At 52.4% G+C, this 13,319-nt stretch carries 7 protein-coding genes; all 7 read right to left on the bottom strand.

Annotated elements, in window-relative coordinates:
* Nucleotides 1-34: 34 nt before the first annotated feature.
* Complete coding sequence (locus EGM51_00205) at nucleotides 35-2,932, bottom strand: hypothetical protein (GenBank protein QBG45906.1); 2,898 nt, start codon at nucleotides 2,930-2,932, stop codon at nucleotides 35-37.
* Between the two features lie 108 nt (nucleotides 2,933-3,040).
* The gene (locus EGM51_00200) at nucleotides 3,041-3,664 is read right to left on the bottom strand and encodes a response regulator transcription factor (protein QBG45905.1); all 624 of its coding nucleotides are present in this window, start codon (nucleotides 3,662-3,664) and stop codon (nucleotides 3,041-3,043) included.
* Nucleotides 3,657-6,545: a sensor histidine kinase gene (locus tag EGM51_00195; GenBank protein QBG45904.1), complete on the bottom strand. Its 2,889-nt coding sequence runs from the start codon at nucleotides 6,543-6,545 to the stop codon at nucleotides 3,657-3,659. The genes EGM51_00200 and EGM51_00195 overlap by 8 nt, the downstream gene beginning before the upstream one ends.
* A 92-nt stretch (nucleotides 6,546-6,637) precedes the next feature.
* Nucleotides 6,638-8,434, bottom strand: coding sequence for a hypothetical protein (locus EGM51_00190; protein ID QBG45903.1), 1,797 nt, complete (start codon nucleotides 8,432-8,434; stop codon nucleotides 6,638-6,640).
* A 277-nt stretch (nucleotides 8,435-8,711) separates the two neighbouring features.
* Entirely contained in the window at nucleotides 8,712-11,012 is a 2,301-nt protein-coding gene (locus tag EGM51_00185; GenBank protein QBG45902.1) for a hypothetical protein, read from the bottom strand.
* 211 nt (nucleotides 11,013-11,223) lie between these two features.
* Entirely contained in the window at nucleotides 11,224-12,471 is a 1,248-nt protein-coding gene (locus EGM51_00180; protein QBG45901.1) for a hypothetical protein, read from the bottom strand.
* Nucleotides 12,450-13,133, bottom strand: a complete 684-nt coding sequence (locus tag EGM51_00175; protein ID QBG45900.1) for a hypothetical protein — start codon at nucleotides 13,131-13,133, stop codon at nucleotides 12,450-12,452. The genes EGM51_00180 and EGM51_00175 overlap by 22 nt, the downstream gene beginning before the upstream one ends.
* Nucleotides 13,134-13,319: the final 186 nt, after the last annotated feature.

Below are 13,319 nucleotides of genomic sequence, written 5' to 3'. Positions count from 1 at the left end.
GCACCGCAAATCGGTCATATGTCCGACGAAACAATCAAGGCGTTATTGTGCACATGACCGAATGGACCCACACACCATTCAGCCCCGAATTATTGGCTCCCGGATTAATCGTCTGGAAAAATCCATACGCGCCGCCCCCGTTCAGAGCACTGTACAGCGCGGCATCCACCCCGCTCACCGTTCCAGCACCGGTATCGGTGCCATCGGTCAGATTCTGCAGCCGGACCGTATAGACTGTGCTCGCAGCATCAACACCCATCGTCAGCACATAGTCAAACTGCAGCAGATCCCCGGCATTCAACGGTGCTCCGGCAATATTGGATGCACCCGAAACCGTCGCATAATTACTCAGCAGACGATAGGTATCCTGGTCCTCAAGGATCTGAATATTCGCATCGGCGGCAACCGTATCTCCGGTTCCGACCGATTCCCCGGCACTGCTGTCCTTCAGACCGCCGAGGAAGGCGTACACATAGTTGGTCGGAGTTGAATAGCTTCCGGTAAACTCCAGCAGAATACGCAGACTGTAACTTTCACCAGCCGTCAGCTGCACCGGTTCATCAAGCACAGCCGCCTGACCGCCGGAACCGGTCTCAATGCGCCCGGAACCCTCGGCATCAGCCACGCTCCAGCCGGATTCCGCATTCCAGAATTGCTGACCGTCCAGTGGACCGTCCATATAATCCGGAGCGGTGAATTCAATGTTTCCTGCAATCGGAATATCAGGTGCATCCGTTTCCATTAACCGGAAAAATTCCTGAGGATATACGGCCGGGTTTGTTACTGCCCCCGCTCCTGCAGCATCGCTCGGCAGATCGGTCTGATTCGTAAACCAGGTCAGATCCGTGAGGTTGGTTTTTGAAAGCAATGCAAAATAGCTATCCGAAGGACCGTTGGTAAAACCGAGCACAATGCTGGTGCCCAGCATTTCATAATAATCGATATCGATATAAGGCGGAACCGTCTGCCCATCATCGATAACCCGCAGGGCAACCGTGCTGATATGCCCGCCGCTGTCGGGAAACACCACGTCAACCGTATTGTTCTCCTGAAGCTGCGCGTGGTCCACCGGTACATGAAGCATCCCGAAATACTGAAACCGGTCATCCTCTTCAAATCCCATCAGATCGCCCGGCACTGCAACAGAAACCCCGTTCACCTTAACCGACGGTTGCTGCGACAGCCCGTACGCTCGGGCAAAACCGATGCGCAGCTCTGCACGGCCGGACTGCCCCAGCGTAACACTGTTAATATGGAATGAATTGGTCAAACCGGCATGGATGACTTTCAGATAGGAATCAGCGTAATACTTGGATTCCGAAAGGGTCTGTTCGATCTGCACCGGCGAACTCAACGTATACTCCAGAATCACACATCCTTCGCGGCCCACCTGAACCTGGGCGATACCACCGACATGATTGGTTTCAATCAGCGCAACAGAACCGACATCGCCGACGCCGTCCCAGTACAGGTTTTTCTCCAGCACGCTCTGAACCGTATTACTGTATGTATCAAACAGCGACAGATCCACCGTCGAAATTTCATCCACCAGATTATTAATGATCAGATAAACCTTTTCGTCATCTGCGTAGGCATCCACCTGAATATCAGGATCGTCGGAAGTCACATCAAGCCGCGCACCCTTCACATTTGCCCACTGGTCATAGAATTTCACGAGATCCGTATAAATCCAGTCCCCGGTATAACTCTCCGGTTCATTCTCCTGCCGCATCAGCCGCGGCCCGTAAGGCTCTCCGGTTGATGAGTTCCGCCCCCACTCCGCTTTCACCACCGTGAACGGAACGGTCTTCAACATCATATGTGGACGATCCATGAAGGCCAGCATCATGGCATTGCAGGATTTCAGACGCAGCCAGTCTCGATAGGCATTCCATCCCTGATTGTTATAGTCATGCGTCTGCGCACCGTATTCCGAGATAACATACGGACGCCGAACTCCAAGCTGTTTTTCGCTATAATAGTCAATCATATCGAACATGGCTTCCATGTTCGCACCCTTGCGGTACTTCCGCTGTCCCCCTCCAATGCTTGGAAAATCATAAAGATGCAGACTCCAGAAATCCATTTTTGCACCGGCGATATCGATAAACGATTTCCACTCATCCTCCCATTCCTGGAAATCATCTTCGTCATGATCCGGAAAGGTTGTCACAAAACCACCGATCAGCGAATTGGTGTTGTGCGCCCGGATCCCATCAGCCACCCCATTGTGAAACCGCCATAGATCCTCCGCAGTTGCCGAGCCGTAATCCGGATCCGAAGTCCAGTCGAGAAGGTGCCAGTCCGGTTCATTAATGATCTCCACATACGCAGGCGAAGGCCGGCCGTTCGGATTCTCCCCGAAGTTGTCATAGTAATTGTCCAGATACCGCCCTATAAAATCGCCGGTCGCTGATCCCAGCGGCTCGGATGGTGAATCGTTTGTCGAGATCGCCCAGTCATTGTAAACATTCCCATTGGGCCAGAACCCGCTGTACTGCGCGCACATGATATCCGTCCGGGCCCGAAATTCGTAGGCATGCACATCGGTATCGCTGTCATAGGAATTCCGGGATTTCAACCCTTCACTCACCAACGTACTGCCATCCACCCAACCCGGCTTAGAAGCATCTTCCTTGACATAGGCATTGCCGCGCCGCTGCCAGCTGATGCCGCCGGTATCTCGCCCGAAGTAGACATCGCGCCCATTCATGAAATCATCCAGCAGATCCGGAAGCGCATTCGGCGCGCCCTGCTGCCCGCCATCCCAGTCGCTGTCCGTGTGGCTGGAATGAATGGTAATAAATTTGGACCGATCGAATGTGGTAACCCCGCCTGCTTCACGGCCGGTATTCAGATCAACCTCAACCGTTACTCCGGCCGCACAAAGCGGCAGAAGCCCCGTGAAAATAACACGCGTATACACCTTCATCGTCCCTCTTTCTGTATTATGGTTTTCGCTCTGGCGATTATCCGTTAAAGCAAACAAACCTCCCATAGGTCGAAAGAACGACAAATCAGATATTTATCCAACAGCCGGCTACAGATGAACGATGCCCCGCTTCACGGCGGCAATCGCAGCCTGCGTACGATCCAGCACACCGAGTTTTTCCAGCACATTGGAAACATGCACCCGCACGGTGCTCGCCGAGAGTTCCAACTCCGCCATGATTTCCTTGTTGCTGTTCCCCGCAACAATCAGACTGAGCACTTCAAGCTCCCGCGGAGTAAGCGAGGCCTGTCCTTTCCGCGCCTCCAGCTTACGGGCAATCGCCGCCGGAAAATAGCTTCGCCCCTCCGCCGCTTCGCGAATAGCTTCAATAATGTGCTCATAGGCATCGGCTTTGGAAAGATAGCCCGCCACGCCGGCCTGCCAGGCATTCCAGATATCCTCCTCCCCCTCATAGGTGGAAAGAAACAGAATTCTGGCATCGGGAAACTGCGAAAGAATCCGCTTCGATGCTTCAAGCCCGTCGAGATCAGGCATACGGTAATCCATGGTCACTACATCCGGATGGCACGCGCTGTACCTCGCAACCGCTTCTTCACCGGTGGCGGCCTCCGCTACAGTGATCATATCCTCCTCATCCGAAATAATATCTTTCAGCCCCACACGCAAAAGCCCGTTATCGTCCACAATCATAACCGAAACTTTATCACTCATATGTGCTCTCCAAATGCGATGTATTGATCTGCACGGTCAAAGTTATCCGGGTTCCTTTTCCCGGAGCGCTTTCCATGGTCAGATTACCACCGATTCTACGCGCGCGCTCCTGCATACCCAGCACACCGTACCGTCCGGTCTCTTCTACGGTTTCCGGATCAAAGCCGCAGCCGTCATCTTCAACAACAGCTGTAAATGTGGAGTCGCCGTAATTCATCGAAACCGAAATCCGCTGCGGACTGGCGTGGTGCGCCGCATTCACTGCAGCTTCTGTTATGATCCGGACCAGCTGATGCTCTACAAACAGCGTTAAGCGAATAACCGTTCCAGTGAGACTGAATTCCAGTTTCGAGGCATCCTCATCCAGCCTCGCGTTCAGCGTCTGCTTCACTGCAGTAGGCAGATCCACCTTCTCCAGCATGCCGTCGCGCAGATCCTTGATTGAGGCACGCGATTCCTCCTGACAGACCCGCAGCGCATTGACAGCCTTTTCTACAATCGGAAGATCCTCCGGAGAACTTTTCCGGATTTTATTCAGCAGACGCCCCAGCTGCAATGACAATGCCGTAAGGCCCTGTTCAAGCGTATCATGCAGTTCCCGGGCAATACGCTGGCGTTCGTTCAGCACCGACTCCCGTTTAATCTGCTTTCCGATGGTCGCGGTCTGCGCGGCAACCACCTTGCGCAACGACAACACCCAGCCCACCATGAGAAACAGAATACCGGAAACAATGGAAATCCCCCAGAGCAGCCGCTGTGCCGTCCACCACGGGGCTTTGCGGATAATTTCAATCCCCGCCGCCCCGGAAAGTTCAAGCCAGAGGGCCGCAGTCATATTTTCAATACGCGGATTTTTTGTTTCCGACACATGTCCGATACCCGTCAGTTTTATCAGACTGCCCGCCCGCAGCCCCTCCGGGAGCGGGACACCGCCGGGCAGCCGTGCCTCCACCAGCCGTCCGCCGGCGCGGCACCACAGCGTCTGCACCCCCGGCAGCGGATCTGTTCCTCCGCTGTCCGTGAACAAGCGCTTTTCCGCATAAACAAACTCGGCCTCCAGGGCAATCAGGTCATGGTTCCAGCCGGAATCAATCCGGGAATTTTCCAGAGAAACAGTAACCGGCTGTACGCTCAGGCCGCGTTCCAGACACTGGATAGATACCGCCTGGAAAGCCGGGCTGACCGGCTTAAGGTCAACATAGCCGGTAAGCTCAACCAGATCACCTTCCTGAAAAAGCTGCTCCATGAAAACCGAAACTCTGAGACTGCTTCTGTTGCCCCGCAGATACAGCGTATCATCCGAACCGCCCGTAACCACCCCTCTGGTTTTCACGAGGGCAAACGTCTCTTTGCCATACTGCATCAACTCGTCAATCGAATAAAAACGGGGCACGGAACCTAGAAAATCGGAAACCAGACTGAAATCATCGACCGAATTAATATAGAGCACCCGGCCGGTCATCTGCTTCATTTGATTAGCCCTGGTGGCCAGCACACCGGAAAAGGAGACGGGACGGTACATAAAGCGTTTCATCCGATCAAAAGCCCCCGCCTCATAAGGGACAAAAATATCAATCCGTTCATTACCGAAACCCTGTGCCGTTTCCAGTTTGATCAGATAGTGCCCATAGGACTTGATGAACTCCATCGAAACCGGCCGGCCGGTCACCTGCACCCAGTCCACATCAAAATTGGTAGAGCGCATGAGTGTTCGGCTCAACCGCGTCGCTTCCGGAAGAGCCTGCTGCCTGAGAATATTCAACGACGTAACCATCAGCACCGGGGAATATCCGCCGGCTTCCGTAGTACCCCGAAGCTCCACAATACTGCCTGCTCTGAGACCGGGATATGTCTCAGCCGGCCGGGCCAGCTCAACATACATACCGGCCTGCCCGTCGTGTACAAACAGGCGCGTCTGCCGACGATGCAGATTGAGCACCTGTGCTTCGACAATTACCGGAATCTTCCGCGCAGCCTCTTCGTTCGTGAGCCGCTTGATATCAAAAATCCGTTTGATAACCGATTCCGGTTCACCGCCATAGGCCGGCTGGCGGGAAAGCTCGACCAGCCGTGTTTCAGCAATCGGCGGCGAACGGCGAACCTCCAGCGACAGATCACTGACCAGTACATAGGATCCCAACGTGGAGAATCCCCCCGTTTCATCGAACTCGGCCGGAAGCCGCAGAAAAAAATAGAGCGGCTTCCCGGCGCAGTTGTTGTGGTTCGCCTGATTTATCAGGCCGACAGCGGCCTGCTCGATACCGTTTACATGATTCGAGGTAATAATTGTAGAAGGTCCGAATCCCTCCTCCGTACGCTGCACATAAAAGGTTACCGTCAGCGGCCCCCCGACATAATCGTCATCCGAAGGCACCGCACAATGCGGATAGGGCTCGGTCCAGGAGTCGGACCGCATATTCCAGAAAGAAAACCCCGCATACTGCTCCGGGCCGCAGCCGGAAAGCACCGAGGCATAGGCCCCGAGATCACCGTGTTTCCAGGGGAATTCCCCTCCGGTACGCAACCCGAATGAAAGCCACCAGTGATTCAGGTTATCCGGCGTTGTAATTCCTTTTGCTTCGAACACCATCCGAAAAACCGCATAATCGCCGACTTCCAGCAGCACCGCATTGGTATTAAACATCGTGCCGCCGAGATCCGCCTCGCGGTAATCACTTCGGAACGGCTCCCCCCGGATCCGTTCGCCATCCGAAACCCACACCGGAGCCGTATTCGTTAAGTGGTCGGTTTCATGCCACTGCACATTCCATCCGGAAAGGTCGGAACCGGAGGTTTTAAAAATGATTTTCGCGGCTTCGACCGCCGGTATCAGCAGACTCAGCACTGCGGCGATGATATATATATTATGCCTGAATCTCATATGTTCTCATAGTACTCACCACACTTTCATTATCCAAGCCTGACAGCCTATTAAAAGCCCGCCGAAACGGGGTTATAACACATCGCTCCCGATTAAGGGGTATTGGTTGAAATAGTCGCCTTGAAGAACATCCGACTCTCGGTTGCCTTTCCCCGCGTAACATAATCATAAATAGCATCATAGGGTGTGCTGTTGGTTGAATCCCAGTCGACCGCAGAAAAAGGAACATGAATGAGATCCGTTGTGCTCAGCAGATTATAATCAATACCGCTGAGCGGATCGGTCACCTCCAGAACAGTGAAGTATACCACCCCATTGGAAACCGTCATTTCCGGAAGCACACCGACATCCGCCGGATTGGTTGGGTTCCCCGCCCATCCATATTCATACAGATTGAGCACCCCGTCCGCATCGAAGTCCTCGTAGGCTCCGCTGTTCGGTTCTCCGGCTATTCCATATTCAATAAGAAATGCTTCGAAGCCGGCGGGTTCCGGCGGCTGATTCATTAATATGGTGATATTGAGCTGATCAATATCATATCCGGCCGTATTTGTACCGCTGGACAGATCGCCGTTGCTCAAATCCTCTACCGTGTAAACACCGAAATAGCTCGGTGCATTATAGACTGCAGCGTTAACCACCGGCACCTCTGATGCACTGAAACTCGCCGCAGTCATTTTATTGGAAATGACCAGGCTGCAAAGCCAGGTATCAGCCACCGGGATCTTTCTTGCAGTATAGGTAACCGAAAGATCGTCCCCTTCTAAATCCGATGCCACATTGATGCCCAGATCGGTAAGCGGAACCCGGAGTACCGGTGCTGTTGTGGACATATAGGGATCTGACGGATCAAACGTAACGGCGATATCGTTGCTGACTGATGTCTGGTGTAATGCAAACCCGAGCTCATTTCCATTTATACCGAGAGCCTTCGCTGTATCATCTCCGGTTGTACTGAAGAACATATCCATAAAGCGCGCATCTTCAGAACCGTTCACATAGAGTTTGTAGTCGAATGTGACCTCCAGTGTCTCATTCGTGATCAGTGTCCGGACCGCATTGGTCACCCAAAGGCCCCTGCTCGGAAGTCCGCCGACATTAATATCACCGGTCACCGTATCATACCCCCCTCCTTCCGGAAGGTCCGCCATACCGGGGCGATGCCGGATAACCTTTGCATCATTGGTCGACTGATTTCCGCTCCACCAGTATTGTTCAAACCCCAGATAGGAAAATTCCGTTGCTCCGGCTGCCCATTTCCAAACAGAATGGGGAGTCCAGTACGAATCCAGACTCCATTGATAAATCCGCTCCTTTAATTTTATTGCCGGAACAACCTGAGCCTGAATATCGTTAATACGCTCTGTCCAGTTATTTCCGCTGCAGGTCCAGCGAATCTGATCAATGGCTCCGCTCATATCCCCGCTCGTGGCAGACGTATAAACCGGAAAACCGTTGATTGCATCCCCCGGCTCCGTCGGCACAATGCTCCAGACCACATCGCCATCGAACAGCCCTTCCACCACAGTGTTTGACGCTGCAGAAGAACCGATTTCAATCGAATGTATACGCACCGCCGCAGCAACTCCATTGGTGTTGAAATTAATGAATCCCTGCTCCTCACCGTCAACCGTTCCAAACAGAAAAATAAACCCCTTCTGCCAGGCCAGCCCTTCTGTATCATCCCCATTGCGGTGAATACCGAAAATTCTGTCACTGGTTACAACCTGATAATCCACGCCATTCGTGGCCACGGTCTGCGAAGGTGCGCTTAACCATCCGTCCTGATTCTCGAAATCGTAAGTGATAACAGGTTCTGCTGCCAGCGTTTGAAGCGCCGCTATTGCACAGCACGGAACTCCGGTCATTATATGCTTAATTTTGAGCATAATCCTCTCCTTTTATGCTTTACCCCTTCCACCGAAAACCTTTTCCGATGTATCATCCCTCGAAATAACAGGAAATTTACATTCCGCATATCGGACACTTGTCCAAGCTCCGCGTCAGAGCAAGCGCACTGCATAAACACAAAAAAACCTCCGCCGAAGCGGAGGCAGGTCTTATGCTGAGGAGACCTTTTTTAAATAAGTAAACGTCTCCGGACAAACAGAAGCCCGCCGCCGAATACTCCCGGAAAACCGAAACGGACCCTGTTCAGAATTCCCCTCACGGCGTATTTGTCGTAACCGTCGTTTTAAAGAACAGCCTGTCGCTGGTACTCAGTTCCCGGGTTACCGCATCATACATAGCATCATGCGGTGTACGGTTGGTTGAATCCCAGGCAGCCGGAGTAAAACCAATATTCACCAGGTCCGGAGTCGTTAACAGATTATAGGAAATGCCGCTGAGCGGATCGGTAAGCTCCACGATCGTATAATAAACCACACCGTTGGAGACCGTCATTTCCGGAAGTACACCGACATCCGCCGGGTTGGTTGGGTTCCCCGCCCATCCATATTCATACAGATTGAGCACCCCGTCCGCATCGAAATCTTCAAAAGCTCCGCTGTTCGGTTCTCCGGCGATACCGTATTCTTCCAGAAAGGCGTCAAACCCCTCCGGTTCCGGCGGGGGATTCAACAGAATAACCGCCGCCAGATTATCAATTTCATACCCGGCCGGATTCGCACCGCTGACAGAATCACCGTCACTCAGATCATCCGCAGTATAAATACAGAAGTAGATCGGATTATTGTACGCCGCCGCATTCTCAATAACAACATCTTCAACGCGGTACGACATCGCCGTTGCTTTATTGGAAACAATCATGCTGCACAGCCAGGTATCAGGCACAGTCGTTTTCTTTGCCGTATAAGTAACAGCCAGCTCGTCCCCGTCGTGATCTTCCGTACCCACATCAATGCCGAGATCGGTCAGCGGAATACGCAGCACCGGCGGTGTTACCGCCATGTAGTCATCATCCGCAGCGAAGGTAATGGCGACATCATTACTGTTCATCGTCTGGTACCAGGCAAAACCAAGCTCTGTTCCGGTCTCGCCGAAACGTTTTGCAGACTGGTTACCCGTGGTTGAGAAAAACATATCAATGAAACGTCCGTTATCAGAACCGTTCACAAACATTTTCCAGTCGTAAGTGACCCGCAGTGTTTCATTCGTATCCAGAATACGCGCAGGCTCGGTTACATAAACCCCGCGGTTTGCAAGACCGCCGACATTGGTATCCGAGGGGATTCCGCCGAAACCGCCGTTTTCAGGAAGATCGGCCAGTCCCGGACGATGCTTGATGACGGTGGGCGATCCCTCCGTATCACCCCCGCTCCACCAGTACTGATCAAAATTCAGCAGATCCATTCCATAGGTTGGAAGATTCCAGCTGTAAAGCGCATGCGGCGTCCAGAAAGCCCCCAGGTTCCAGTTATATATAACCTCCAGAGCAGGCTGCACCGTTCGGATATTCAGATTATCAATCGAGTTGTTAAAAGTCGCGCCCGGGTTCGAATGATATCCTACGTCCCAGACAACCTTTTCAATCGGAGCCGAAAGGTCCCCCGACGTTGCCTCCGTATAGGTCACAAGTCCCGCATTGGTTACCGGCTCAATGACCCATTGAACCAGCCCGGCCGCATAACCGGTCACCGTGGGGTTCATCGTGCTTTCCGGCGGATTGCCTTTATTAGCCTCGATATCAATAGACTCCACAACAAACCAGGACTTGCTTCCGTCTTTATAGATTTCAAAGGTGCCCGGTTCCTGATCGTTTGCTTCATAGGCCGCCTTCAAGGCCGCACCGTTTGCACCGCCCGGCCCATCACCGCCGCTGGACGCCGTCGCCCTTCCGCCGGCCTGCATCACAATACCGTTATTGGTTTCCGCATAACTGTAGCTGGCTAAATCCCACCAGTTTCCGTCAAATTCCTCCCAGTCAAAAACCGCGGTGTCCTCCTGAAAAACCGGTTCATCGGCGGTGGTGATGCTTAGGTTATCAATCTGGTTCTGATAATTTGCCCCCGCATTGGTTGAAACGCCTGTATGCCAGACAATCTTATTGACCGGATTCGTTAAACTGCTCATGCCCGCCGGCGTATAAGTGGTAAAACCAACCCCTTCTGCGGGAACAATCGTCCAGACCACAGCACCGTCGGCAGTACCTTTAACCGTCGGGGTATATTCCCCGCCGCCGAATGCACTGATATCAATAGAATCTATCACAAAATAGGTGTCCGCTCCGTTTTCCTGAAATGTGAATTCACCGGCAACGGCATCCTGCGGATCATAATCCACTTTCAGAGCAGCGCCATTATTTCCTCCGGCTCCGTCGCCGCCGTCCACGCCGGTTGCCCGACCGCTGGAGGTCATCACGATTCCATTATTGGTTTCCATATATCCGAAACCCTCCCACCAGTTGACCGCGAACTCCTCCCAGTCAAACGTGGCGCTGACACCTGCAGCCTGTATTGCCGTAGCGGATACCAGAAGGCCCCCCAGCAACAGTTGTTTTATTTTCATCAATCTCGCTCCTTGATTTAACAGCATTACGTATTTATGCAGACGAGAATCCTTTGCCCGCATTATGATGCAGGTAACCTATGCGGTTTCCCGGTCCGGTGCTATTGGACATCTATCCAAGCGCTGTACCTTCCCGAACGCCCGGCAATAAAAAAGGCCCACCCGAAAACGGATGAGCCCTGTATGAGATGAAAGGATTACACGAAACTGATCACAGTGTGATGGTAAAGCGGTCCACATCCTTCGGCCGGTCCGGCATTACGCGGTTGCAGTTTTCATTGAAATGCTTTCCGACCGGAACATTTCTGAGATTATTGAGATTTTTAAACAAAAATTCGTGTGTCGCCTTATATTGAACAATATAACCATCTTTATCGGTAATCGTCACCAGATAGCCGCCATATCTGACCCCTCGCATGGAGCCTTCGTCATTAACCGCCTGCAGCTTCATTTCCACTTCCTGGTCGCCCATCATCACAAACTCACCTTTGTTTTCGGGCGATGGAGTAAAGATATCCGACTTGCGGTCCAGCAACACATAATTGTCACCCGTGGCCTCTTCGCCGAATACAAAATATTCAACTTCAAGCGGATAATTATAGTCGAGATCTGCGGTAGCCGGTTTCAGCCGTACACCAAACTGATAGTCAACGATCTGCAATCGTCTATTGGTCTCCAGCCACGGTGTTGTTTCAGGAAGGGTCCGCTGATTACTCGATTTGGAAAGATCGATTTTAAACTGCGGCGGGTTCAGCAGATTGACGTATTCACGATCTTCGGGCGACAGTAACGAAACCGGGACCTGCTTCTGTTTTCTGCGGGAATTTTCCAGCACGATTGTTGATCCCAAACGGGTTTTATAAATCGCCTCGAACTGTTTGTTATCCACCGTGGTCCAGGTGCGCATTTCCGGTCCATGATCCTCCGCAGTAAGCGGCGGAGCGGGTTCTACCGGATCATCATAAACAAGCGGATAACGTGATGTTGGCGATACATGTGAAAAATCGTTGAAAACCGGGCCCATTTCACAGGTGGCTTCTCCGGGATGCAACTGATTGTAAATAACCTCCACCATATCCTTCGTGAACTCCTCCGTTTTAAAGAACGGAAGTGTCGGTCCATTCCGGTGGGGGTTTCGATCATATTCAACCCCTTCCACCTGGACACACAGCATCGCCGCAAAAATACCGCCGTGCGATTCCCCAAGCAGAATTTCAATTTCCTTCGGCTCATTGGCTTTCAATTCAATCCAGTCCCCGACTACCGAATGATGATTGGCCATCGGATATTTTTCACTATCCGCAGAAGAGCTCTGCCAAAGGTGCTCGGTATGTTCCTTGAAATCCGTCACCCACTGTGGAAAACAGGAAAGCAGGACCAGCTCACCATCAACTCGGACTGCAAGCGCATCATCCCCGAATCCCCAGAAACGGAATTTTATATCTTCAGGATAAACCAATTCCCCTTGTAATGCACCAGCCAGCACCACCCTTTTCCATCCGGCTCACCAAAGGCCTCCGGAGCCTGTGTAGACTGCATCGGCGGCATAGCGATGGATGAGGTATACAGTTTCTGCGGAGCCCGGTAATACCGGTTGAAAACGCTGGGCGACCAGTCGCGAGTCAGAAACTTCGCCAGCATACCGGCCAGTTGAACCGGGTCGGTCACACAATCAGCACCGGAACGCAACCGGTTGAAATCATAATAAGTGCCTTCCAGATCGTTGCCCACTGAAGATGATGCACCGAACTGCGAAACCTCCTCAAGATCAGGCATGATATCAAAACCACCGATGCCCTCGGTCAATCCGGCTCCGATACCACTCATTTCCGGTAACTGGATATCAGGCATGCTGGCCCGTTTGACCTTTGTAACAATTCTTGTCGTTGATTTAGGCTTCGATGTCTTTTTGACCTTCACCTTCGGTTTTTTCAACTTCATCTTCGGACGATCAACCGGCTTGGGAGGAACAAACTTTTTCTCCTCTTTCTGCACCACATTAAACACCACCAGCATACCGGCCAGCAGAAAGGCCGCTGCATGAATGGCAATACTGATTATAAATCCGCTGGGTGCCCCCTTGACGACCCCAGAACTCTTCTTCCCAGCAACTCTCTTCATCTTTTTCTCCTCAGCTACCCCGGACACCCCACCGGCTACTGCCTGCACTTTATCCGAGGATCGGAAAAAAATCTAATGAAAGCGGGCAAAAAACGCTATCGGTCAAATGTACGATGCCAGCCGAACGCAATGCATTGCGGCAGATTCGCAAAACATCACATAACCTGACCTCCCGGAAAGATACCC

It is taken from the genome of Verrucomicrobia bacterium S94, from assembly GCA_004299845.1.
In the GTDB taxonomy this organism is placed as follows: domain Bacteria; phylum Verrucomicrobiota; class Kiritimatiellia; order Kiritimatiellales; family Pontiellaceae; genus Pontiella.
The sequence above is the reverse complement of the archived record's forward strand: the minus strand, read 5'-3'. Positions and strand labels throughout refer to the sequence as shown.

Bases quoted from the DNA above. Each gene is read 5' to 3' on its own strand.
- EGM51_00205 (QBG45906.1), bottom strand. From the start codon at position 2,932: ATGAAGGTGTATACGCGTGTTATTTTCACGGGGCTTCTGCCGCTTTGT.
- EGM51_00200 (QBG45905.1), bottom strand. From the start codon at position 3,664: ATGAGTGATAAAGTTTCGGTTATGATTGTGGACGATAACGGGCTTTTG.
- EGM51_00195 (QBG45904.1), bottom strand. From the start codon at position 6,545: ATGAGATTCAGGCATAATATATATATCATCGCCGCAGTGCTGAGTCTG.
- EGM51_00190 (QBG45903.1), bottom strand. From the start codon at position 8,434: ATGCTCAAAATTAAGCATATAATGACCGGAGTTCCGTGCTGTGCAATA.
- EGM51_00185 (QBG45902.1), bottom strand. From the start codon at position 11,012: ATGAAAATAAAACAACTGTTGCTGGGGGGCCTTCTGGTATCCGCTACG.
- EGM51_00175 (QBG45900.1), bottom strand. From the start codon at position 13,133: ATGAAGAGAGTTGCTGGGAAGAAGAGTTCTGGGGTCGTCAAGGGGGCA.